The organism is Mycobacterium farcinogenes (genome assembly GCF_019739075.1).
Classification (GTDB): Bacteria; Actinomycetota; Actinomycetes; order Mycobacteriales; family Mycobacteriaceae; genus Mycobacterium; species Mycobacterium senegalense.
Genome location: NZ_CP081673.1, coordinates 5039113 through 5061152, shown reverse-complemented (window position 1 = coordinate 5061152; position 22040 = coordinate 5039113). Strand labels below are relative to the sequence as shown.

The 22040-nt window shown below is 65.1% G+C and carries 21 protein-coding genes and 1 pseudogene; 9 read left to right on the top strand and 13 right to left on the bottom strand.

What is annotated here, in order from left to right:
- Positions 1 to 64 precede the first annotated feature (64 nt).
- Together K6L26_RS24200 and K6L26_RS24195 are read right to left on the bottom strand one after the other, a co-directional pair.
- Positions 65 to 1279, bottom strand: a complete 1215-nt coding sequence (locus tag K6L26_RS24200) for a D-alanyl-D-alanine carboxypeptidase (RefSeq protein ID WP_043368682.1) — start codon at positions 1277 to 1279, stop codon at positions 65 to 67.
- A gap of 131 nt (positions 1280 to 1410) precedes the next feature.
- The gene (locus K6L26_RS24195) at positions 1411 to 2343 is read right to left on the bottom strand and encodes an AraC family transcriptional regulator (protein WP_076213175.1); all 933 of its coding nucleotides are present in this window, start codon (positions 2341 to 2343) and stop codon (positions 1411 to 1413) included.
- 125 nt (positions 2344 to 2468) lie between these two features.
- On the opposite strand from K6L26_RS24195, the gene K6L26_RS24190 reads away from it, so the two are divergent.
- Positions 2469 to 2954 (top strand): MarR family winged helix-turn-helix transcriptional regulator, encoded by a 486-nt coding sequence (locus K6L26_RS24190; protein ID WP_221851782.1) that lies wholly within the window; start codon positions 2469 to 2471, stop codon positions 2952 to 2954.
- Here K6L26_RS24190 and K6L26_RS24185 read toward each other — a convergent pair.
- The 3 genes from K6L26_RS24185 to K6L26_RS24175 form a co-directional block, all read right to left on the bottom strand.
- Entirely contained in the window at positions 2951 to 3949 is a 999-nt protein-coding gene (locus K6L26_RS24185; protein ID WP_221851781.1) for an SMP-30/gluconolactonase/LRE family protein, read from the bottom strand. The two genes, K6L26_RS24190 and K6L26_RS24185, sit on opposite strands and share 4 nt — an antisense overlap.
- 193 nt (positions 3950 to 4142) lie before the next feature.
- A complete protein-coding gene (locus tag K6L26_RS24180) occupies positions 4143 to 5282 on the bottom strand; it encodes a hypothetical protein (RefSeq protein WP_221851779.1) in 1140 nt (379 codons plus the stop codon).
- 377 nt (positions 5283 to 5659) lie between these two features.
- The gene (locus tag K6L26_RS24175) at positions 5660 to 6196 is read right to left on the bottom strand and encodes a MarR family winged helix-turn-helix transcriptional regulator (protein ID WP_047036472.1); all 537 of its coding nucleotides are present in this window, start codon (positions 6194 to 6196) and stop codon (positions 5660 to 5662) included.
- A gap of 488 nt (positions 6197 to 6684) precedes the next feature.
- Between K6L26_RS24175 and K6L26_RS24170 the strand changes: the two genes are divergently transcribed.
- Complete coding sequence (locus tag K6L26_RS24170; protein ID WP_221851777.1) at positions 6685 to 7944, top strand: hypothetical protein; 1260 nt, start codon at positions 6685 to 6687, stop codon at positions 7942 to 7944.
- A 65-nt stretch (positions 7945 to 8009) separates the two neighbouring features.
- Here K6L26_RS24170 and K6L26_RS24165 read toward each other — a convergent pair whose 3' ends face one another.
- Both K6L26_RS24165 and K6L26_RS24160 read right to left on the bottom strand, forming a co-directional pair.
- Entirely contained in the window at positions 8010 to 9380 is a 1371-nt protein-coding gene (locus K6L26_RS24165) for an aspartate aminotransferase family protein (RefSeq protein WP_221851775.1), read from the bottom strand.
- Complete coding sequence (locus tag K6L26_RS24160; protein ID WP_036390034.1) at positions 9377 to 9889, bottom strand: Lrp/AsnC family transcriptional regulator; 513 nt, start codon at positions 9887 to 9889, stop codon at positions 9377 to 9379. Before K6L26_RS24160 ends, K6L26_RS24165 begins: the two co-directional genes overlap by 4 nt.
- 123 nt (positions 9890 to 10012) lie before the next feature.
- On the opposite strand from K6L26_RS24160, the gene K6L26_RS24155 reads away from it, so the two are divergent.
- The 3 genes from K6L26_RS24155 to K6L26_RS24145 all read left to right on the top strand — a co-directional run bounded on the left by K6L26_RS24155 (position 10013) and on the right by K6L26_RS24145 (position 12990).
- The gene (locus tag K6L26_RS24155; RefSeq protein ID WP_221851773.1) at positions 10013 to 11500 is read left to right on the top strand and encodes a gamma-aminobutyraldehyde dehydrogenase; all 1488 of its coding nucleotides are present in this window, start codon (positions 10013 to 10015) and stop codon (positions 11498 to 11500) included.
- Between the two features lie 87 nt (positions 11501 to 11587).
- Entirely contained in the window at positions 11588 to 12496 is a 909-nt protein-coding gene (locus K6L26_RS24150; protein WP_221851771.1) for a sigma-70 family RNA polymerase sigma factor, read from the top strand.
- Entirely contained in the window at positions 12496 to 12990 is a 495-nt protein-coding gene (locus tag K6L26_RS24145) for a PPOX class F420-dependent oxidoreductase (RefSeq protein ID WP_019345700.1), read from the top strand. The genes K6L26_RS24150 and K6L26_RS24145 overlap by 1 nt, the downstream gene beginning before the upstream one ends.
- Before the next feature lie 3 nt (positions 12991 to 12993).
- Here the strand turns inward: K6L26_RS24145 and K6L26_RS24140 are convergent, their stop codons facing one another.
- On the bottom strand, positions 12994 to 13785 hold the full coding sequence (locus K6L26_RS24140; RefSeq protein WP_019345701.1) for a phosphatidylethanolamine N-methyltransferase family domain-containing protein: 792 nt from the start codon (positions 13783 to 13785) through the stop codon (positions 12994 to 12996).
- Positions 13786 to 13848: 63 nt separating this feature from the next.
- A pseudogene (locus K6L26_RS24135) lies at positions 13849 to 14469 on the bottom strand (carboxymuconolactone decarboxylase family protein); the annotation flags it as partial.
- A gap of 128 nt (positions 14470 to 14597) precedes the next feature.
- Here K6L26_RS24135 and K6L26_RS24130 point away from each other — a divergent pair.
- Positions 14598 to 15422 carry a putative endonuclease domain-containing protein gene (locus K6L26_RS24130; protein WP_019345703.1) on the top strand — a complete coding sequence of 275 codons (825 nt, stop codon included), beginning with the start codon at positions 14598 to 14600 and terminating at the stop codon, positions 15420 to 15422.
- Positions 15423 to 15493: 71 nt separating this feature from the next.
- On the opposite strand, the gene K6L26_RS24125 is transcribed toward K6L26_RS24130, so the two are convergent.
- The 4 genes from K6L26_RS24125 to sdhC are packed head-to-tail and all read right to left on the bottom strand — an operon-like array spanning position 15494 to position 18926.
- Positions 15494 to 16279: a succinate dehydrogenase iron-sulfur subunit gene (locus K6L26_RS24125; protein ID WP_019345704.1), complete on the bottom strand. Its 786-nt coding sequence runs from the start codon at positions 16277 to 16279 to the stop codon at positions 15494 to 15496.
- 2 nt (positions 16280 to 16281) lie between these two features.
- Positions 16282 to 18036 (bottom strand): succinate dehydrogenase flavoprotein subunit, encoded by a 1755-nt coding sequence (gene sdhA / locus K6L26_RS24120; RefSeq protein ID WP_019345705.1) that lies wholly within the window; start codon positions 18034 to 18036, stop codon positions 16282 to 16284.
- A gap of 3 nt (positions 18037 to 18039) precedes the next feature.
- Positions 18040 to 18462: a succinate dehydrogenase hydrophobic membrane anchor subunit gene (locus K6L26_RS24115; protein ID WP_003882378.1), complete on the bottom strand. Its 423-nt coding sequence runs from the start codon at positions 18460 to 18462 to the stop codon at positions 18040 to 18042.
- Positions 18463 to 18509: 47 nt separating this feature from the next.
- Positions 18510 to 18926: a succinate dehydrogenase, cytochrome b556 subunit gene (gene sdhC / locus K6L26_RS24110; RefSeq protein ID WP_076112156.1), complete on the bottom strand. Its 417-nt coding sequence runs from the start codon at positions 18924 to 18926 to the stop codon at positions 18510 to 18512.
- Between the two features lie 214 nt (positions 18927 to 19140).
- On the opposite strand from sdhC, the gene K6L26_RS24105 reads away from it, so the two are divergent.
- From K6L26_RS24105 to K6L26_RS24095, 3 genes are read left to right on the top strand one after another with little or no spacing between them, the layout of a single operon-like run.
- Positions 19141 to 19539 (top strand): cytidine deaminase, encoded by a 399-nt coding sequence (locus tag K6L26_RS24105; protein ID WP_085140938.1) that lies wholly within the window; start codon positions 19141 to 19143, stop codon positions 19537 to 19539.
- Positions 19540 to 19588: 49 nt separating this feature from the next.
- A complete protein-coding gene (locus tag K6L26_RS24100; protein ID WP_085140939.1) occupies positions 19589 to 20881 on the top strand; it encodes a thymidine phosphorylase in 1293 nt (430 codons plus the stop codon).
- 37 nt (positions 20882 to 20918) lie between these two features.
- The gene (locus K6L26_RS24095) at positions 20919 to 22007 is read left to right on the top strand and encodes an adenosine deaminase (RefSeq protein WP_019345708.1); all 1089 of its coding nucleotides are present in this window, start codon (positions 20919 to 20921) and stop codon (positions 22005 to 22007) included.
- The last annotated feature ends 33 nt before the right edge of the window (positions 22008 to 22040 follow it).

The following is a 22040-nucleotide window of genomic DNA, read 5'->3' as shown; positions in this document are numbered from 1 at the left end:
TTCAGGTCATCGCGTCCAACGAACGTTCTCGATGAACGTCATCTATATCGCTGATGACCCTCGCTCAGCGTGCCGGGCGACGGTTCAGTGAACGTGCTCCCATGATCAGCAGCAACACGATCACGGCGCCGACAATCGCGACGCCAACTCGCACGGGAAGTGAATCTGCCGGTGGCAGAACAGAAGCTGCCTGGGCGGCGGTCGGCTCGTCGGCCTTGGGTGCTTTCAAAGACGGATCGGGGTCGACCAGTGTTCCGACCTTGGTTCCCGGTGGGGTGGCGAAACCGTAGTCCAGCAGGCGTGCCGCCTGTTCCCACGGCGCGATCGGCACGCGGGTGCCCCTCATCAAGATGGCGACCAGGCGGCGGCCGTCGCGTTCGGCCGCCCCGACAAACGTCTGGCCGGCGTCGTCGGTGTAACCCGTCTTGCCGCCGAGGGCGCCCGGGTAGTTGTAGAGCAGCTTGTTGTCGTTCTCGACGGGGTAGGGCGGATTGCCGTCGCGCCCCGGGAAGTCGTAGGTCTGCGTCGCGACGATGTCGGCGAATGCCGGGTTCTGCCAGGCATAGCGGTAGAACAACCCGATGTCGTAGGCCGACGTGCTCATGCCCGGGCCGTCCAGACCGGAGGGGGTGGCGGCGCGGGTGTCGCGGCCTCCGAGCTTGCCGGCCAGGATGTTCAGCTTCTGCAACGCGGGATCCCAGCCGCCGAGTTGCATCGCCAGCGCGTGGGCGGCGTCGTTGCCGGAGTGCATCAGCAGGCCGTGCAGCAGATCGTTGATCGTGTAGCGGCCGCCGGGGCCGACGCCGACGCGGGTGCCCTCGGAGTTGGCGTCCTCCTGCGTACCCGCCACCACCTTGTTGAGGTTGAGTTCGTTGAGTGCGGCGGTGGCCACCAGGACCTTGATGATGCTCGCCGGACGGTGACGGCCGTGCGGGTCTCGGGCGGCGATGATGTCGCCGCTGTCCAGATCGGCCACCAGCCAGGCCTCGGCGGAGACGTCGTTGGGCAGTGGCGGGGTGTCGGGCGCAGTGATCACGCCACAGCTTGAAAGTGCCTCGCCGCCAATGGTCTTGGTGGGTACGGGTAGCGGGCCGGGAGCGGCCTCTCCCGGCTTGGGGACTTCGGAGGCATCTACGGCCGGAGGTGTCGTCACCTTGTACGGGCATTCGGGGGCCGGGTCCGCATGTGCGATACCGGCCGTCATCAAGGGTGCCGTCAGCATCGCCAGTGCCGCGAACGCGGACACAGCGCGCTGGGTAGTCCTCCGCAAGGTCGCCATCGTGACCGAAGGTTAGGCGATTCGGGGCCGTTTTCCCGTTTGCCACGCTGTGACGTGTGTGGTTTGTGTGACGATTGTGAACGGGGCACGTGGTCCGGTGGCCATGACTCCCAGGGCCGCAATCGCGCTCGTCAGCGCGGCCCGCGGGCCCGGGTTTGTGACGGCGATTCGCCGAACAGACCGCGGTACCGCGCAGCCATCCGGCCGAGTTCGCCGATGCCCCACTGGTTGGACACGGCGGCGACCGTGACCTGCCGACCGCAGGTGAGCAAGTCCGCTCGGATCCGGTGCAGGCGCATCCGAGCGATATAGGACTGTGGTGACTCCCCGAGGGTCTCTTGAAAGGCCCGGGCAAGCGTCCGTCGGGACACCCCGGCCCGTCTCGCCAGGCCTTCGATCTCCAGGCGCTTGTCGAGGTTCTGGTCGATGTACGAGCGGATCGACTCGACGATTCTCTGACGCTGCCGCAACGTGAAGGCCGGCAGTTGGGCCGGTTGCTGTGCGAGATGCCCGACGAACGCTGCGACGATGTCGGCGAGCGCGGCCGAGCCGAACTGTCCGCGCGAGCCGTCGTGCACCCCGGCCAGGTACGCGGATATCGCGCTGAGGTGGGTCAGCGCCAAGGGCTGCGGGTGGATGCCGGTACGTCGGAAAGCGTTGGGGGAGAGGCGGAGTCCATGGCGTTCGGCTTCGCGTTCCAGGGTTTCCTCACCCAAGGTGACGACCGCGTAGAGCGAGTTGACGTCGTGGAACGCCTCTTGCACATCGCCGGGGCGGAAAACTGTGACCACACCGGAGTCGATCTCCCTCAGCAGGAGTCGGTTACGGGGCGGAATCCGCAAGCCGACGGCAATCGAGACGGCATCGGCGGACAGTGGCCCACGGATCTGAACTCGGCTGTCGAAGCGCCCCGAACTGAACGCGATACCGCCGTCGGCGGCGTGAATCAGGCTGCCGCTGGGTGGTTCGCGGGAAATCTGGAACGCGCTCAGGCCGGCATCCTTGACCGCGTTGCGCAGATCCTCGAGTTGCGTGATCCGGGTCCGGACCAACGGCACGTCCATGGCGCAGCAGTGTATGACGCGAGCAGGCTGTCCCATTCTGCATAGACCGAAATTTCCGGGTCGGATGTGATTCTCACCAGCGGTCGCCGGTCTGGCCCGCTGGTCGAAGGAGATGGTGCAGCGCCATGCTGACAGTTGAAACCCCGGACCACCGAGCGATACCGAATGTCAGCGACGAGGAGTGGCGGCATTGGGGGCGCTTCGGTGAATCCGCCGAATTGCTCTACCGGGAAATCAACGCCGCACTCGTCGCCAAATACGGTCTGACGGTTCCCGACGTGCACCTGCTCAATCTGCTCAATGCAGACCCCCGCCGACATGTCCGAATGGGCGCGGTCGCCGATGCGTTGGTCCTTACTCCGAGCCGGGTGACGTGGCAGGTGGGGCGCCTGGAAACACGCGGACTGGTCCGCAGATTTCGGAGTTGCGAGGACAAGCGGGGGGTCGTAGTCGGGATCACTCGGCGGGGGCAGGATCAGCTGCGGACGGCGTTGCGCACCTACGTCATGTTGGTGCGGCAGTTTTACCTGGTGCCGCTGAACCGTGAGCAGATGAATGCTCTCGGGGAGAGCGCCGGGCGCGTCGGGTCAGCTTTGAAGAACGACGGCTAGCTCAACTCTGGCAGTTCGGCATACGCCAGCGCGGGGAAGGCGATCGTCGACATCCACAGCTTGCCTGCGGATTCGACGACTCCGGTCACGGTGCCGAAATCCGGGCGTGTGGTCTGAATTCCGGTGAGCACTTCACCGGAATCGGCGTCAAAGGCCAGCACCCAGACCTGCGGTTGAATTTGAGGTTGGAGCCGGTCGGGCAGCCGCCACAAGAGTTTCCGGATCACCGGCGCCCGAGGGGCCAGCCATTCGGCCGCGGCGTTGGGTTGGGACACCATCGCCACCCAGATCCGTCCGTCGGAGCCGGTGGAGATGTTGTCCGGATAACCCGGAAGGTTGACCGCCAGCGACGTTACGGTCCCCGCGTGCGGCCCACTCAACCAATACTTCGACAACCTGCGGCCCTGCGTTTCGGCAAACACCAGCGCCGACTCGTCGGCGGTGGCGGTCACGCCATTGGCGAAGTACAGACCTTCGACGAGCGTGGTGACGGTGCCGTCGGTGTCGAGCCGGAACAGGCTGCCCCGCCCACGCGCCTCCAGGATGGCCCCGCTGAAATGTTCGAAGTGGAACTGGCTGGTCGACTCCGTGAAATAGATTGTGCCGTCTGCAGTTTCGGTGACATTCGAGCAGAACCTCAAGGGACGGCCGTCCACTGACTGCACAAGCGTGGACAGCCGGCCCGTGGCTGTATCCAGCGCCAGCAGCCCGCGGTGGCTGTCGCAGATCAGCACCCGCCCGTCGCGGGCGACGTGCAGACCCAGCGGACGTCCACCGGTGTTGGCCATCACCGCTGCCGTTCCGTCGGGGGACACCCGCACGATGCGCCCGTCGACCAGGCCGGTCCACAGGTCTCCGGACGCGTCGAGGACCACATCCTCGGGTCCGTCGCCCGGTACCGGGACGATGGTCAGTTCGGCCGGGCCGAATTCCGGCAACTCGTCAATCGGAGGCGGAGTCCAACGGACCGGATCGATCGGGGGTTTACGAGGCACGGTGCCAGTCTGCCGTCAAAAGGGTGCTGCGGTGGAGGGCGGGGGACGGAACCAAGCCGTTAAGCGCGATTGTCCAAGATCACACCACCGAAGGAGCCGTCCCCCTGCACAAACCATAGACCAGTTGTCAACGGTCGAGCTGGACGCATGAGTCGGCCCCCTTTGGAGGAAAGGGGGCCGACCGGGATGTGGATCAGTTGCTGTTGCCGCCGTCGCCGGCCTTGTCAGCCTTGTTGGTCTTGGCATGTTTGACGGGCTTGGCTGATTTGGGCGGTTTGGTGAAGCCCTTCTTGAGGCCCTGCTTCACCTTCGCCGCCGCCGATTCCACCTTGTCGGACACCGCCGTGGCGACCTTGTTGACGGATTCGGCCGGGGTGCCAATCGGGCCGCGGCGGACCAGTTGGCGGGGTGACGGTCCGGCAGCGGGCACCCCGACGGCCGTGTCCTCCGCTGCGGCAACGAGTGTCACGGTGTCGCCGGAAGTCTTGGCCAGGGCCGGCGCTGAGTCCGGTTTGATCGCGTCTCGGATGGCGCGCGGCAGGTTGACCAAGAAGGACGGGACGGTGCCGACTTTGAACGTTGCCGGGTCATACGAGAGCAGGCCCCAGGATTCTGTCTGTGACCCGAAGAACTCGTAGCTGTAGCCGTTCAGAACGGCACCGGTCAACGTCGCCGGCGTGTTGATCAGGTTGACGACCGCGTCGGCGACATTGCCACTGCTGACCGAGTCGGCCACACCCTGCGCGCTGTCGCCTGCGGCGACGAACGCTCCTTGCAAAGTGCCGAGAACCGGAACAAGCCCTCCCACCAAGGAGGTGAGCCCGACGGAGGTGGCATCGGCGATGTTCTGGGTGATCGTCATGGGCATCTCCGCCAGTCCCAGCAACGCGAAAGCGGCCGGGACAACCGCGTACACGACGTTGATGGCGTCGAGCCCGGCCTGGTGGTAGTCGCCCGCGTTGATGTCGCCGATCACCGTCTGCAGCGCCTCGGCGATGGCGCCCGGCGTGGTGGCCAGCCCGGCAACGGCCCCTGACAGCGCGGTCGCGACGGACGTCACGTAGCCGACATCGTTGGTGATCAGTTGACGGAGTACCGGTGCCGGGTCGCTGGCGATGGCGCCACCGATTCGTGTCACGTTGCCGAACGTGTCGTTGACGAGTTTGGTCCACGCCGTGATCGGGTTGGTCGCGGCGGTCAGGTCGACAGCGACGGATTGTGTTGTGGGCGCGAGTGGTTCGGGCGGAACCGGTGACAGCGGAGTTACCGCCATGGCTCCGGCGCCGACGAGTGCAACACCGGCTGTCAGGGATGAACGGACAGCTACGTGCACGGGGCCACCTCCTTCGGGGTGTGATCTTGGACACGCAGAACCTACCTGAGAGGAACCTGATGAAAGTGCACGAATTCATGCCTGGCTTCGAACCTGTCGGGCAGGCGTTTCGGGCGGCAAGTCGCTTACCGCAGCGATCGTGCTGATCAGGGCTGCTCTACGCTCGCGTCAGCAATAAAAAACCAATCGGCTGATATTTAAGATCGCAACGAGCGCCCGGCCGTCTTAGAACTCGTTCTATCGTGGGCAGAAAGTTGCCACACACGGCTGCCGACCCGCTATCAGCTGCGAACTTAACTATCTCGACATTGACTGATCTCGCCATGGAGGTGAGTGCCAGTCGTGTCTGAGGTGCATGAGCCGGAAGCCGGCCTGAGTTACCTGCCGGTAGGCGTACCCGATTCCCGGAGTGCGGTGCTGATACGTCGACAGCTGTCCCCGATCGCGGTCACCTGCCGGCGTGACAGCGGGTCCAGATAGTGGACCCGAACCCACCCTGCGTACGTGCGTAGCGCCAATCGCATCCGCGCCCGGCCGGCGGGCGTGATCTGCGCGAGCACGCTTCGCTTATCGCGTTCGCTGGCGATCCGGCGGAGCAGCCCTTGGCCCTCCAGCCGACGGACCTGCTGGGTTACCCGGCCCGGCATCAACACCACCGCCTGGGCCAGGTCCCCCATTCGGGCTGCGCCGTCAGGGGACCGCATCAGAAAATCGAGCAGGATGACGTCGAGCAAGGACAGTGCGTGGGCGGTGTGCAAGGTGCGGTTGAGCGCGTGGTACGCGCGGATCGCGGTGTCCAGATAGCCGTGCCAGCTGAGGATTTCGAGATCATCGGCGTCTGCCCAAGTCGCTCCGGTCTCGTTGTGTCCCGTCCGATTGCAGGCATCGTCGCCTGCCTGTTCAACGCTCGCCACAGACATCTCCCGACAAGATGCAGCAACTCCTGGCAGATTGATTTTTTGATCTTGAGGCCTCACACCATAAGGCGTCTCGGAGTCCTTCGCTGACAGAATTGGGCAAGACGTGGCATCCGGTGTCCTACGAGAAGCATTACCGACCGCCGCTGTCCAGGTAGGCCGTTGGTAACCATCGTTGCAGGTAGATGTCTATGAAAGTGCGACATGGCTAACTTCGCTGGCTCATAGAACGTGTTTCAATCGCGGCGCGGGAGATGCTTGCGATCTTAAATTCATCGGCTGGCCTGCCGAGCTGTCGGTGTCGCCCGGAAAGAGGCGAGTGAACTGGGCAAATGGTCGGCCTGGGCAGATCGGGGAGGCGGCGGGTCGGCGATCCGGTTGGTGCGACATCGTGAGAAATATCGAAGTTCTCAGGTTCTTCTTAGTAGCTTTCTGACGTCCAAGATCACACCGGCGTCCAAGGGGAAGGCCAAGTGCAAGTATCGATGCGTTCATATCTCACGGCGGGGGTTGCGCTGGCCGGTGCGGGGGCGATAGCCCTCAGCCCGGTCAACCCCATCGATCCTCACATCCGCGACGTGCATGCCGTCAGCGTCTCCAACTCGGCAGTCGCACTTACGGCTACCGTTGACCCGATCACCTGGTACAACAACGTCTTTCAACGTACCGTCGCTAACGCCCAGAACCTGGTCAACGTCTTCAATGCGAACCCTGCTCCGGTATTGGCGACGGTCATCGCGAACCAGACCAAGAACGGGACCGCCGTCGCCAACGCGCTGCAGGCCTTCATCGAGAAGGCCGCCACCAATGCCGAGACGGCGGTGCCGGCCGCCTTCGAGACAATCGGCACCGATCTGGCCGATCTCGATGTCGAGGGCGCTCTCAACACCCTGCTGAACTTGCCCATCGGTGTCCTCGGAGGCACGGGCGGTTTTCTCGGGGTGATGAACAACGTGCTCCCGGTGACCACGGCGATCAAGGACTCGATCGTGAATCCCTTGGCCAACGCCCAGAAGGTGGTGATCGCGCTGTGGGGCAATGGATTGTTGAAGGGCGTGTCCATCCTGCTCACCGCGCAGAGCATCTTCGGCCCGTTGATGAGTGGGGTGGGTGCGGTGGGCGCCGCCGTTCAGGACGTGATCGATGCCGGTAAGGAAGGCGACCCGATCGGAATGGCTTCGGCCGTCGTCAATGCGCCGGCCACCATTGCCGACGGCGTCCTCAACGGCGGCTACGGTCCGACCATCAACGCTCTGCTCGTGTTTCACTACCCAGGCTTGTTGAACGGCAACCAAGTCCGGTTGCCTCTCAACCTGGGCAACATCACCGGTCCGATCCAAGGTTTCGTCAATGCTCGCGATGCCGTGGTGAAGGCACTCGGCGGCACGCTCAACCCGGTTCCCACGCCGGTGCCCGTGCCTCCGGTCGTCACCGCCGACGCGGCAGCACCGGCGAGCCTGGACGCGGCTCCGGTTTCCGCTTTGCGTGCCGCGCCTGACGAAACTGCGGACGACGAGGATGTCACGGCCTCGGACAGCCCCAAGGCCCTGTCGGCTCCTCGGCTGAAGGCAGCGGTTGGCAAGCCGTCTGATCGAATCGGCAAGTCCGTCAAGGAGATGGGGGACAGGGCGGCGTCGGATGTGAAGTCCGGTCTGAAGAAGCTCGGTGACAATGTCAGGAAGGCCCTCAAGGCCAAGCCGGGCAAACATCGTGCAAGCGCCTCGAGCGCCGGCAGCGAAAGCTAGTCCGCGACAGGCGATCGGCCCTCTCCAGAAAACCTGGAGAGGGCCGATTGCGCTGTTCGCGCCAGTTACAACAGCTTTCCCGCCTCGGTGAGTACACCGTTGAGGATTTCGTAGATGGCGTCGAACTCGGCCTGCCCACTGATCAGCGGCGGGGCCAGCTGGATCACTGGGTCGCCACGGTCGTCGGCGCGGCAGTACAAACCGGCCTCCCACAGCGCGGGTGTCAGGAAGCCGCGCAGCAGCCGTTCCGATTCCTCGTCGTTGAAGGTCTCCTTGGTGGCCTTGTCCTTGACCAGTTCGATGCCGTAGAAGAAGCCCTCGCCGCGGACATCGCCGACGATCGGCAGGTCGTAGAGCTTCTCCAACGTGGCCCGGAATGCCGGAGCGGCTTCCTTGACGTGGTCGTTGATGCCCTCGCGCTCGAAGATGTCCAGGTTGGCCATGGCGACCGCGGCCGAAACCGGATGTCCGCCAAAGGTGTAGCCGTGACCGAAGGTGGTCTTGCCGTCGTTGAACGGCTCGAACAGCCGGTCGCTGGCCACCATCGCGCCCAGCGGCGAGTAGCCCGAGGTCAGGCCCTTGGCGCTGGTGATGATGTCCGGCACATAGCCGAAATCGTCGCACGCGAACATCGAACCGATGCGGCCGTAGGCGCAGATCACCTCGTCGGATACCAGCAGAACGTCGTACTCGTCGCAGATCTCGCGGACCCGTTCGAAGTATCCGGGCGGCGGCGGGAAGCAGCCGCCGGCGTTCTGCACCGGCTCAAGGAACACCGCGGCCACGGTGTCGGGTCCTTCGAACTCGATTGCCTCGGCGATCCGGTCGGCGCAGTAGCGGCCGAACATCTTTTCGTCATGGGCGTATTCGGACGGAGCCCGGTAGAAGTTGGTGTTCGGTGCGCGGAAGCCGCCTGGAGTCAACGGTTCGAACGGCGCCTTGAAGGCTGGAATGCCGGTGATCGCCAGCGCGCCCTGCGGGGTACCGTGGTAGGCGATCGCCCGCGAAACCACCTTGTGCTTACCGGGTTTGCCGATCAGCTTGAAGTATTGCTTGGCCAGTTTCCACGCACTCTCCACGGCTTCACCACCGCCGGTGGTGAAGAACACGCGGTTCAGATCGCCGGGCGCGTAGTTGGCGACGCGCTCGGCCAATTCGATGGCCGGTGGCGTGGCGTAGGACCACAGCGGGAAGAAGGACAATTTTTCGGCCTGCTTGGCCGCGGCTTCGGCAAGTTCCTTGCGGCCGTGGCCGACCTGGACGACAAAGAGGCCGGATAGGCCGTCGATGTAGCTCTTGCCCTTGTCGTCGAAGATGTGGACACCCTCGCCACGGGTGATGATCGGCGGTGTGATGCCCTCGCCGTGGCGGGCGAAGTGCCCCCACAGGTGGCGGTTGGCTTTGGCTCCCAGTTCGGATGTTTCGGTGACGCTCATCGAGTTCCCCAATTGTATTGCTGTTTAACAAGTTTCAGATAGACGAGGGTTTCGGTGGTTATCACTCCCGGTAATGAGCGGATCTGGGTGTTGAGAAGCTCGAGCAGGCTGTCGTCATCCTCGCAGACGACTTCGCAGATGGCGTCGAAGGATCCGGCCGTCAGTACTACGTAGTCCACGGCGTCGATGGCGGACAGTTTCTCGGCCAGCTTCAGGGTGTCGCCGGTGCAGCGGATGCCGATCATCGCCTGCCGGGCGAATCCGAGTTGCAGCGGGTCGGTCACCGCGACGATCTGCATGACGCCGGCATCGACCATGCGCTGGACGCGTTGGCGCACCGCGGCCTCGGACAGGCCGACGGCCTTACCGATTCCGGCATACGAACGGCGGCCGTCGGCCTGCAGCTTCTCGATGATCGCCTTCGACAGTTCGTCGAGTTGAAAGGCGGTGCGAGAATTGCTCACGCGCAGCGGGACGGCCTGAAGGTCGGGACCATCAGGGTTGGTCATGCACAGATTGTGCACGGAATCCGTCGTTTAGGGCAACCGAATCGATGAAATCCCTCGTTCAAACCGGCCCTCAGTGCGGGATTGCGTAGATATCGGGTGGCACATCGGTTACCGTGAGGCCCCATGAGTTTGGCAGTGAATGTGACGAGCAGCTGGATCAACGGGGCGCCTGTGACGACCGCCGGGGCCACCCATCAGATAGTGGACCCGGCCACCGGCCGGCCCGTCGCCGACTACGCCCTGGCCACCCCGGCCGACGTGGACAACGCCGTCGAAGCCGCCCGCCAGGCATTCCCCGCCTGGTCCAAGGCGACGCCGGCCGAGCGCTCGGCGGTGCTGGCCAAGCTGGCAAAACTCGCCGACGAGCACGCCGACCAGCTGATCGCCGAGGAGGTCGGCCAGACCGGCAAGCCCGTCCGTCTGGCCACCGAGTTCGACGTCCCCGGCAGTGTGGACAACATCGACTTCTTCGCCGGTGCGGCCCGCCACCTCGAAGGCAAGGCCAGCGCGGAGTACTCCGGTGACCACACGTCGAGCATCCGGCGGGAAGCCGTCGGCGTCGTCGCCACCATCACGCCGTGGAACTACCCGCTGCAGATGGCGGTATGGAAGGTCATCCCGGCACTGGCTGCCGGGTGCTCCGTGGTGATCAAGCCCGCTGAGATCACCCCGCTGACCACCCTCACCCTGGCCCGCCTCGCCACCGAGGCCGGCCTGCCCGACGGTGTGTTCAACGTCGTCACCGGCGGTGGCGTCGACGTGGGCACCGCATTGGCCGGGCACCGCGACGTCGACGTCGTCACCTTCACCGGATCCACCGCCGTCGGGCGCAAGGTGATGTCGGCCGCCGCGCTGCACGGTCACCGCACCCAGCTTGAGCTCGGCGGTAAAGCGCCGTTCGTGGTGTTCGACGACGCCGACCTGGACGCCGCCATTCAGGGCGCGGTCGCCGGTTCCCTGATCAACACCGGGCAGGACTGCACGGCCGCCACCAGGGCAATCGTCGCCCGCGACCTGTACGACGACTTTGTCGCCGGCGTCGCCGAGGTGATGGGCAAGATCGTCGTCGGCGACCCGCACGATCCGGACACCGACTTGGGTCCCCTGATCTCGTTCGCGCACCGCGACAAGGTGGCCGGCATGGTGGCCCGGGCACCTGAACAGGGCGGCCGCGTGGTCACCGGTGGGGTGATTCCCGATCTGCCCGGCGCGTTCTACCGGCCCACCCTGATCGCCGACGTGGCCGAGACCTCCGAGGTGTACCGCGACGAGATCTTCGGCCCGGTGCTGACCGTGCGGCCTTTCGCTGACGACGACGACGCGATCCGGCAGGCCAATGACACCGAGTACGGCCTGGCCGCCTCGGCCTGGACTCGTGACGTGTATCGCGCCCAGCGCGCATCGCGGGAGATCAACGCCGGCTGCGTGTGGATCAACGACCACATCCCGATCATCAGCGAGATGCCGCACGGCGGTGTAGGCGCTTCGGGGTTCGGCAAGGACATGAGCGACTACTCGTTCGAGGAGTACCTCACCATCAAGCACGTGATGAGTGACATCACTGGCGTTGCCGAAAAAGGCTGGCACCGAACGATTTTCAACAAGCGCTGACCTCTGTGGGCGCGAATGTCACGCTGGAGTGGCGCTCGGGGTCGACAGCCACTCTGGCGTGACGCTCGGCGCGGCTAGTCTGGGCATGTGACCACTGCGGCGCGTACCGATGATTTCGAGGCGCTGCGGCCGCACCTGCTGGCGGTCGCCTACCGGTTGACGGGTACCTATGCCGATGCCGAAGACATCGTGCAGGACGCCTGGCTGCGCTGGCACGACAACCGCACTCAGATCGCTGACCTGCGCGCCTGGCTGACCACGGTGGTCAGCCGGCTCGGCCTGGACCGGTTACGCTCGGCCGTGCATCGGCGGGAGTCGTATTACGGGGAGTGGTTGCCAGAGCCTGTCGTCACCGGTCTCGACACGAACGACCCACTCAATGCCGTGGTGGCGGGCGAGGACGCCCGGTTCGCGGCGATGGTGGTGCTGGAGCGGCTCACCCCCGATCAGCGGGTGGCCTTCGTGTTGCACGACGGGTTCGGTGTGCCGTTCACCGAGATCGCCGATGTCCTGGGGGTCAGCGACGCATCGGCGCGCCAGCTGGCTTCGCGCGCCCGCCGCGCAGTCGCCGACAATCCGCCGCCCTCGTCGCCCGACGAATTGCACAACCAGGTCGCCGGCGAGCTGATGGCCGCGCTGGCGTCGGGGGAACTCGAAGCCGTCGTGCGGTTGCTGCACCCCGGAGTGACCTTCACCGGCGATTCGAACCGTCGGGCCCCGACCGCCGCCCGCGTCATCCACGGTCCGGACAAGGTGGCCCGGTTCATCCTCGGGCTGGCCCAGAAGTACGGGCCGAATTGGTTGGCGGGCAGCCAGTTCGCTCTCGTCAACGGGCAGTTGGGCGTCTACACGACAGGTTCGCCTGCCGGCGATGGCTATCCCGAGATGATGCCCCGGGTCACGATCTTCACCGTTCGCGACGGGTTGGTCTCCGCGGTGTGGGACATCGCCAACCCGGACAAGTTCACCGGATCGCCTCTGCGAGGTGCCCGGTGATGCCGAACGACCGGGGCACGTTGGCTCACACCTTCAGCCGAATGATGTTCCGCGGCATGGACAAAATGCGACATCGTGACGCCTTCGAAATCGGCGCGCCGACCGGGTCGGATTTCGCCGGGTTCGAGAACTACCGGCAGATCGTGTTGGTGACCTTCAAGAAATCGGGTGAGGCGATGCCCAGCCCGATCAACCACGGCGTCGCTGACGGGAAGCTGTACGTGCGCACCGATCCCTCGAGCGGGAAGGTCAAGCGCATCCGCAACAACCCGAAAGTCCTTGTGGTGGCGAGCAACCTGCGGGGTAAACCCACCGGGCCGGTGGTGGCCGGTGTGGCCCGCATCCTGTCCGAGACCGAACGCGCGCACGCCGACGCCGTGATCGCCGCCAACTGGAGTGCTCCGATGAAGCTGTTCGAGCGCAGCCTCGACTACGGCAGCCAACTGGCCGGAATCCCAACGGCTTACCTTGAGATCACGCCTGCCGCGGTGTGACCGTTACAGGACGTAGGGGATGAGCGCCCTGCGGTCGGTGGGGTACTCGGGGAACTTCTCCTGGTACCAGGTGTGGGTGCCCAATGCACGGGGAATGAGGTTGCCCGCGGTGATCAGCAGGATCGCGACCCCGGGCAACGCCCAGGTCAGGATCGCGAAACCCGACCAGGCGATGATCTCGCCCAGATAGGCCGGGCTGGTCACCAACCGGAAACCGCCGCCGAACGGGATCTTGTATTCGGCAGCTCCCGGATTGTTCTTGTCCCGCAGGTTGCGCACGATCGATTCGGAGTTGACCAGCAGCGCGAATCCGCACAGGTAGATCACCAGGCCCACCAGGAATCGCGGGTCGGTCAACCAGCCGGTGGTGTACTGACCGAAAAAGTCGTGGCTGAACAGGGTTCCGTTGAGATAGCCGTGCATAGAGGTGACGAGCATGCCCATCACGATCACCGAGATGTTGAAGGTGCCGCGCTTGCCGGGTGCCTGGCGGATCGCCAGCGGGAAGAACCAGCCGCGGTTGGCGTAGTGCAACATCCAGATCCCCGCGAGCACCAGGGATGTCGGCTCGAACCGGTGCGGCCCGGCCAGGTAGCTGATCAAGAACACCACGGTCGCGGGGATCTCCATCAGCCACCAGCCGAGCTTCGGGTTGAGGTTCAGCCCGAGTTTGGTCGACGAGAAGCGTCCGTAGGAACTCTGCGCGAAGAACCCGCCGATGATCACGAATGCCGCGAATGCAAAAGCCGCGGTCAGCACCGTGTCATAGATCGTGTTGCCGGTGTACCAGTGCATGAGTGTCCCTACCTGAGCGGGTGATTTCTGTAACGTGTTCTACCACCCGGTCTTGCCACGCGGTCACTCAGTGTCGGCCCACGGCACCCGGCACGCGTCTCCGGAGTTGAAGCCCTGCTCGGTGATGCCCAATGCCGAGTACATCCGCGACCGCATGTTCTCCACGCCGATCTGATAGGTCAGCTCGATCACGCCGTCGTCGCCGAAGCGCTGACGCAAGTCGGCGACCTGCTCGTCGGTGACGGTGTGCGGGTCGGTGGTCATGGCGTCGGCGTAGGAGATCGCGGCGCGCTCGTCATCGGTGAACAACGGGGAGGTGGCGTAGTCGTCGATCGACTTGAGTCGTTCGATGTCGAGGTTTTCCAGCCGCATCAGCATGGAGCCGAAGTCCACGCACCAGGAGCAGCCGACGGTGCGGGCGGTCCAGAACACCGCGAGCTCGCGGACGGTCGCGGGCAGCTTCTTGGAGCCGCCCTGCAACAGCATCTCGTGGACACCGTTGGCGACCAGTAGCCGTGGATGGTGTGCGGCCACCGCGAACGGCTCTGGCACCTCACCGAATTCGCGCTTGGCGTACCAGTACATGGCGCGGGTCAGCAGGCCGGCTTGTTTGGGGGTTACAGCGGGGATTCGTGTCTTGGTCTCGGTCATATCGGTTAGACGAGGCAGCCCCGCAATGTGTGACAGACCCGAGTCTGAGCTTGTGTGCGAGTTTTCGCGCGAATGTCGAACATGAGCTCAGTTTCGCTCCGAATGGAACCAGAGGCGCGCCCCCGCCGTCGTAACTGCATGCCATTTCTGGGACCGAGGCGTTGGCGGCCGGCAAGCTCAACCGCTATCAGCTGCGCACCCGGTACGACGCGGTGTACCGGGGCGTTTACGTCCCGCGGGGCACGAAGCTCACTCCTGAAGACAAGGCAATGGCGGCCTGGCTGTGGTCTGGGCGGCGCGCAACCGTGGTCGGATTATCGGCAGCCGCGCTCCATGGATCGCTGTGGATCGACGCGAAGCACCCTGCAGAATTGAATCAGGCCAGCCAGCACCGGACCGTTGGTATTCGGTTGCATTGCGATGCTCTCGCCGACGATGAGATCTGCCTGGTGCGTGGCATCAGGACCACAACTCCTCACAGAACGGCCTTCGACCTCGGCCGGCGACGTGGGCTCACGACAGCTGTGATTCCTGTGGATGCGCTGCTACAGGCGACTTCCCTGAATATCCCGGAAGTGCACCCGCTTGTGGTGCGGCACAAGGGGATGCGCGGTCTCATTCAACTCCGCGAGGTACTCGACCTTGCCGACGATGGAGCGGAGTCGCCGCAGGAGACCCGCCTGCGCCTGCTGTACACCGAGGCGGGCATGCGACCGTCGCACAGCCAGATCAACGTCTTCGACGGTTACACACTCGTCGGGCGAATCGACATGGGCTGGCCGGAGTGGAAAGTCGGTGTCCAGTACGACGGCATTCAGCACTGGACCGACCCGAGACAGCGCACCAAGGACATCGACCAGAACGTCGAATACCAGGACCTCGGCTGGCGGATCGTCCGCGTCGGTGCCGACCTGCTCCGCTATCGGCGGGGCACGATCATTGCCCGGACCATGGCCGCACTGCGGGCAGCCGGCGCCCCCTACTGACGAATCTGAGCCTGTGTTCGCGATTCGGCGAGAACCACGTACACAAGCTCAGATTCGGGGAGAGCGAAAACCTAGCGCGCGAACATCAAAGCGCGCTTGACCTCCTGGATCGCCTGGGTCACCTGGATGCCACGCGGGCAGGCCTCGGTGCAGTTGAACGTGGTGCGGCAGCGCCACACACCGTCGACCTCGTTGAGGATGTCCAACCGCTCGGCGGCTGCCTCGTCACGCGAATCGAAGATGAACCGGTGCGCGTTGACGATCGCGGCGGGACCGAAGTACGACCCCTCGCTCCAGTACACCGGGCACGACGTGGTGCAGCACGCGCACAGGATGCACTTGGTGGTGTCGTCGTAGCGGGCCCGGTCGGTGGCGCTCTGGATGCGCTCCTTGGTGGGCGGGTTGCCGCTGGTGATCAGGTACGGCTTGACGGCACGGTAGGCGTCGAAGAACGGCTCCATGTCCACCACGAGGTCCTTCTCCACGGGCAGGCCGCGGATCGGCTCGATGGTGATGGTGAGCTGCTTGCCCGCCTTCTTGGGCAGCAGGTCACGCATGAGCACCTTGCAGGCCAGCCGGTTCACCCCGTTGATCCGCATGGCGTCGCTACCGCACACCCCGTGGGCGCAGGAGCGCCGGAAGGTCAGCGTGCCGTCCAGGTAGCCCTTTACGTAGAGCAGCAGGTTCAGCAGCCGGTCAGAGGGCAGGCAGGGGACCCGGAAGCTCTGCCAGCCCGCGGCGTCGGGATTCTCGGGATTGAACCGGGCGATCTTCAGGGTGACCATGACCGCGCCGTCGGGCACGGGAGGCAGGGGCGGGTCGCCGGCTTCCGGCTTGTCGATGACAGGTGCACTCATGATCAGTACTTCCGTTCCATCGGCTCGTAGCGAGTCTGGACCACGGGCTTGTAGTCCAGCCGGATGTCGGCCAGCAGCCCGGGGCCTTCCTTGTACGCCATGGTGTGGCGCATGTAGTTGGTGTCGTCGCGGTCGGGGTAGTCCTCGCGCGCGTGGCCGCCGCGGGACTCCTTGCGGTTGAGTGCACCGACCACGGTCACCTCGGCCAGCTCCAGCAGGAAGCCCAGCTCGATGGCTTCGAGCAGGTCGCTGTTGTAGCGCTTGCCCTTGTCGTGCACCGTGATTCGCGCGTAGCGCTCCTTGAGTGCGTGGATGTCGGTCAGCGCCTGCTTGAGCGTCTCCTCGGTGCGGAACACCGCGGCGTTGTTGTCCATCGACTGCTGCAGGGCAGTGCGGATGTCGGCGACGCGCTCGTTGCCGTGCTCGGAGAGGATGTCGCCGACCCAGCCGACCACCATGTCGGCCGGGTTCTCCGGCAGGTCGACGTGGTTGTGGTTGGCGGCGTACTCGGCGGCGGCGATACCGGCGCGACGACCGAACACGTTGATGTCCAGCAGCGAGTTGGTGCCCAGGCGGTTGGCGCCGTGCACCGACACACACGCGCATTCACCGGCGGCGTACAGGCCGGGGATGACGTTGGTGTTGTCGCGCAGCACTTGGCCGTGAACGGTGGTGGGGATGCCGCCCATGACGTAGTGGCAGGTCGGGTAGACCGGCACCAGTTCCTTGACCGGGTCCACACCCAGGTAGGTGCGGGCGAACTCGGTGATGTCGGGAAGCTTGGCCTCCAACACGTCCTCGCCGAGGTGACGCACGTCGATGTAGACGTAGTCCTTGTTCGGTCCGGCGCCGCGGCCTTCGAGCACCTCGAGCACCATCGAGCGGGCGACGATGTCACGCGGCGCGAGGTCGACGATCGTCGGCGCGTAGCGCTCCATGAACCGCTCGCCCTCGCCGTTGAGCAACCGGCCGCCCTCGCCGCGCACGGCCTCGGAGATCAGGATGCCCAGGCCGGCCAGGCCGGTCGGGTGGAACTGGTGGAACTCCATGTCCTCCAAGGGAAGTCCCTTGCGGAAGATGATGCCCAGGCCGTCACCGGTCAGGGTGTGGGCGTTGGAGGTGGTCTTGTACATCCGGCCCGAACCGCCGGTGGCGAAGACGATCGCCTTGGCGTGGAAGATGTGGATGTCGCCGGTGGCCAGCTCGTAGGCGATGACGCCGGTGGCCACCGGGCCGGCCGGCGTCTCGGTGAGCGCGATGTCCAGTGCGTAGAACTCGTTGAAGAACTCCACGTCGTGCTTGACGCAGTTTTGGTACAGCGTCTGCAGGATCATGTGGCCGGTGCGGTCGGCGGCGTAACAGGCCCGGCGCACCGGGGCCTTGCCGTGGTCGCGGGTGTGACCGCCGAAGCGGCGCTGGTCGATGCGGCCCTCGGGCGTCCGGTTGAACGGCATGCCCATCTTCTCGAGGTCCAGCACCGCGTCGATGGCTTCTTTGGCCATGATCTCGACGGCGTCCTGGTCAGCGAGGTAGTCGCCACCCTTGACGGTGTCGAAGGTGTGCCACTCCCAGTTGTCCTCTTCGACGTTGGCCAGTGCGGCGCACATGCCGCCCTGGGCCGCGCCGGTGTGCGAGCGCGTCGGGTACAGCTTGGTCAGCACGGCGGTGCGGACGCGGGGACCGGCCTCGACGGCCGCGCGCATGCCTGCGCCGCCGGCGCCGACGATGACGACGTCGTAGCGGTGTTCCTGAATCATTGGTTAGCCCCCAATATTCGGGTCGAAGGTGACCAGGACGTAGGTACCCAGAACCAACGTGAACCCTGTCGCCAGCAGAAGCAACGAGTTCAGGTAGAACTTCGTCACGTTCTTACGGGCGTAGTCGCCGATGATGGTGCGCAGGCCGTTGGCCCCGTGGATCATCGCGAGCCACAGCAGGGCCATGTCCCAGATCTGCCAGAACGGCGAGGCCCAGCGCTGTGCGACGTAGTTGAAGTCGATCCGGTACACGCCGTCCTGCCACATCAGCATGATGAACAGGTGGCCGAGTGCGAGAAAGACCAGCGCCAGACCCGAGAACCGCATGAACAGCCAGGCGTACTTCTCGAAGTACGGGATCCCGCGGGGACGACGGGGCGCGCGCGGGTGGTCCAGCGCGGCAGGCCGGTCGTGCTCACGTTCCATCACCGGTGCCGGACGGCCCAGCCGCGACTCGCCCGCTCCTGGCGCGCTCACAGGAACCGCTCCGTCATGTGCATCCCGAGAACTCCTAGTGCTGCGATGAGAACCACGGCAAACACGCCGACGGCGACCGCGAGCATCTGCCGCTGGTAGCGGGGACCCTGCTGCCAGAAGTCGATGAGGATGACGCGGATGCCGTTGAGTGCGTGGAAGAGCACCGCGGCGACCAAGCCCATCTCCATCAATCCGACGATGGGCGTCTTGTACGTCTCGATGACCTCGTTGTAGGCCTGCGGGCTCACCCGGACCAACGCGGTATCGAGGACGTGTACGAACAGGAAGAAGAAGATCGTGGCACCGGTAATACGGTGCAGCACCCAGGACCACATTCCCGGATCACCGCGATAAAGGGTGCGCCGTCGTGATTTCCTGGGTTGCGGAGCCGGTACCTCCGTCTGAGTACTCATCGGGCCCTCCAACGCCATCGGTGGGACGTCTGGGACTGCCTGTCAATTAGCCCCAAACCTCGGGGCGACTCTAAACCCATTTGTAGTGGCGAACGAATTACGGTTGAGCAGTTCGACCCGCTAAACAAGGAAAAGTTAGGCTTACCTATCTTAATGTGCGGGTCGGGAATTGGGGTTTCGGAATGCATTCAGAACCTATCCTCGAGGTGATGGCATGAGCGTCGATATTGACTGGAATGTGTTGCGTAACAAGGCAATCGAGATCTCATTCCACGCCTACGCGCCCTATTCGGGCTTTTCGGTGGGGGCCGCGGCACTCGTCGACGATGGCCGGATCGTGGCCGGTTGCAATGTGGAGAATGTCTCATATGGCCTAGGTCTCTGTGCCGAGTGTGCTGTGGCCTGTGCCCTGCATTCCGGGGGCGGCGGAAGGCTCGTCGCGCTGTCGTGTGTGGGGCCGGATGGGGGCTTGCTGATGCCCTGCGGACGGTGCCGGCAGGTGTTGCTGGAGCACGGCGGGCCCGAGCTCCTGATCGACCACCCGAGCGGGGCCCGCGCGCTGCGTGAGTTACTGCCCGACGCCTTCGGGCCCGACGATCTTGAGCGCCGGTAAGGCCAAGTGGTCCAACAACTCCGGGTTACTGGCGAGTAGGTTTAGCGCTATGCCGCATCTCGACGCGCCCACCGTCATCCGGACCAAGCGTGACGGCGCAGTACTGTCCGACGCCGCGATCGATTGGGTGATCGACGGCTACACCCACGGACGGGTCGCCGACGAGCAAATGTCGGCGCTGCTGATGGCGATCTTCCTCAAGGGCATGGGCCCTGGCGAGATCACCCGATGGACCGCGGCCATGGTCGATTCCGGGGAGCGATTCGACTTCACGGACCTTCGTCGTGACGGAAAGCCGCTCGCCCTGGTGGACAAGCACTCCACCGGCGGAGTGGGCGACAAGATCACCATCCCGCTGCTGCCGGTCGTGATGGCCTGTGGCGCCAGCGTTCCGCAGGCCTCCGGGCGTGGGCTCGGACATACCGGCGGCACGCTGGACAAGCTTGAGGCTATTGCTGGATTCACCGCCGAGCTGTCGAAAGATCAGATCCGGCAACAACTTTCCGACATCGGTGCGGCGGTCTTCGCCGCAGGCGAGCTGGCGCCGGCCGACCGCAAGATCTACGCATTGCGCGACATCACCTCGACGGTCGACTCGCTGCCGCTGATCGCGAGTTCCATCATGAGCAAGAAACTGGCAGAAGGGGCGCGGTCCCTGGTGCTCGACGTCAAGGTGGGCCGCGGCGCGTTCATGAAGATCGAGGCCGAGGCACGGGAGCTGGCCGCCACCATGGTCGGGCTCGGCAAGGACTACGGGGTCCCGACCCGGGCGCTTCTGACCGACATGAACTGCCCGCTGGGCCGGGCCGTCGGAAACTCCGTGGAGATCACCGAGTCGCTGGAGGTGCTCGCCGGCGGCGGACCGTCCGACGTGGTCGCGTTGACGCTGGCGCTGGCGACGGAAATGCTCGACGCGGCCGGCATCGACGGCGCGGATCCGGCCGAGACGCTGCGCGACGGCAGCGCGATGGATCGCTTCCGTGCGCTCGTCGCGGCCCAGGGCGGGGACCTGAGCCGTCCGCTGCCGCTCGGGGCTGCCAGCGAGACCGTGACGGCCCCGCACGGCGGCTTCATGGGCGACCTCGACGCGATGGGCGTGGCAATGGCGGCCTGGCGGCTGGGTGCCGGCCGGGCGCAGCCAGGTGAGCCGGTGCAGCTGGGCGCTGGCGTGCGTATCCACCGCAAGCCAGGTGAGCCCGTCGCCGCAGGGGAGGCGCTGTTCACGCTGCATACCGAGACCGCTGACCGGCTGCCGGCGGCGTTGGCCGAACTCGACGGGGCCTGGTCCGTCGGTGACACGCCGCCTGCGCAGCGGCCACTGATCATCGACCGGATTGATTGAGCACCGCCGACAGTCGGCGGTCGCGCATGATGGGTTCATGAGTACGCCGCTGAGTCTGGAGAAGATCCAACACGCTCCCAAGGCACTGCTGCACGATCACCTGGACGGCGGATTGCGGCCGTCGACCGTGCTCGATCTGGCCGGCCGGCTGGGTTACGACGACCTGCCGGCCACCGAGGTCGACGAACTGGCCACGTTCTTCCGCACTGCCGCCCACAGCGGTTCCTTGGTGCGCTACCTGGAGCCGTTCGCCCACACGGTCGGGGTCATGCAGACTCCTGAGGCGCTGCACCGCGTCGCCTTCGAATGCGTCGAGGACCTCGCCGCGGACAACGTCGTCTACGCAGAGGTGCGGTTCGCGCCCGAATTGCACATCGATCGCGGGCTGTCGCTCGATGACGTGGTCGACGCCGTGCTCGCCGGCTTCGCCGACGGTGAGAAAGCGGTCTCGGCGGAGGGGCGCACCATAACCGTGCGCTGCCTGGTCACCGCGATGCGTCACGCCGCCCGCTCCCGTGAGATCGCCGAGCTGGCAATCCGCTTCCGGGACAAGGGAGTTGTCGGGTTCGACATCGCCGGGGCCGAAGCCGGATACCCGCCCACCCGTCACCTCGACGCGTTCGAGTACATGCGAGGCAACAACGCGCGCTTCACGATTCACGCCGGTGAGGCATTCGGCCTGCCGTCGATTCACGAGGCCATCGCGTTCTGCGGAGCCGACCGACTCGGGCACGGGGTGCGTATCGTCGACGACATCACCGAACTCGAGGACGGGACACCACACCTGGGCCGGCTGGCTTCCATCCTGCGCGACAAGCGAATTCCGCTCGAAATGTGTCCCAGCAGCAACGTGCAGACCGGGGCCGCCCCCAGCATCGCGGAGCATCCCTTCGACCGGCTGGCGCGGCTGCGGTTCCGGGTGACCGTCAATACCGACAACCGGCTGATGAGCGACACCACCATGAGCCAGGAGATGTCGCGCCTGGTCGAGGCGTTCGATTACGGCTGGAGCGATCTGGAGCGTTTCACCATCAACGCGATGAAGTCCGCCTTCATCCCGTTCGATCAACGGCTCGCGCTGATCGACGAGGTGATCAAGCCCCGTTACGCGGTGCTGGTGGGCTGAACACGGCGGGAAAATTCCACCGGGCGAAAATTC

What these genes read in the sequence shown, in the direction of transcription:
- K6L26_RS24200 (WP_043368682.1), bottom strand. Translation starts at nt 1,279, where the DNA reads ATGGCGACCTTGCGGAGGACTACCCAGCGCGCTGTGTCCGCGTTCGCG.
- K6L26_RS24195 (WP_076213175.1), bottom strand. Translation starts at nt 2,343, where the DNA reads ATGGACGTGCCGTTGGTCCGGACCCGGATCACGCAACTCGAGGATCTG.
- K6L26_RS24190 (WP_221851782.1), top strand. Translation starts at nt 2,469, where the DNA reads ATGCTGACAGTTGAAACCCCGGACCACCGAGCGATACCGAATGTCAGC.
- K6L26_RS24170 (WP_221851777.1), top strand. Translation starts at nt 6,685, where the DNA reads ATGCGTTCATATCTCACGGCGGGGGTTGCGCTGGCCGGTGCGGGGGCG.
- K6L26_RS24165 (WP_221851775.1), bottom strand. Translation starts at nt 9,380, where the DNA reads ATGAGCGTCACCGAAACATCCGAACTGGGAGCCAAAGCCAACCGCCAC.
- K6L26_RS24160 (WP_036390034.1), bottom strand. Translation starts at nt 9,889, where the DNA reads ATGACCAACCCTGATGGTCCCGACCTTCAGGCCGTCCCGCTGCGCGTG.
- K6L26_RS24155 (WP_221851773.1), top strand. Translation starts at nt 10,013, where the DNA reads ATGAGTTTGGCAGTGAATGTGACGAGCAGCTGGATCAACGGGGCGCCT.
- K6L26_RS24145 (WP_019345700.1), top strand. Translation starts at nt 12,496, where the DNA reads ATGCCGAACGACCGGGGCACGTTGGCTCACACCTTCAGCCGAATGATG.
- K6L26_RS24140 (WP_019345701.1), bottom strand. Translation starts at nt 13,785, where the DNA reads ATGCACTGGTACACCGGCAACACGATCTATGACACGGTGCTGACCGCG.
- K6L26_RS24125 (WP_019345704.1), bottom strand. Translation starts at nt 16,279, where the DNA reads ATGAGTGCACCTGTCATCGACAAGCCGGAAGCCGGCGACCCGCCCCTG.
- sdhA (WP_019345705.1), bottom strand. Translation starts at nt 18,036, where the DNA reads ATGATTCAGGAACACCGCTACGACGTCGTCATCGTCGGCGCCGGCGGC.
- K6L26_RS24115 (WP_003882378.1), bottom strand. Translation starts at nt 18,462, where the DNA reads ATGGAACGTGAGCACGACCGGCCTGCCGCGCTGGACCACCCGCGCGCG.
- sdhC (WP_076112156.1), bottom strand. Translation starts at nt 18,926, where the DNA reads ATGAGTACTCAGACGGAGGTACCGGCTCCGCAACCCAGGAAATCACGA.
- K6L26_RS24105 (WP_085140938.1), top strand. Translation starts at nt 19,141, where the DNA reads ATGAGCGTCGATATTGACTGGAATGTGTTGCGTAACAAGGCAATCGAG.
- K6L26_RS24100 (WP_085140939.1), top strand. Translation starts at nt 19,589, where the DNA reads ATGCCGCATCTCGACGCGCCCACCGTCATCCGGACCAAGCGTGACGGC.
- K6L26_RS24095 (WP_019345708.1), top strand. Translation starts at nt 20,919, where the DNA reads ATGAGTACGCCGCTGAGTCTGGAGAAGATCCAACACGCTCCCAAGGCA.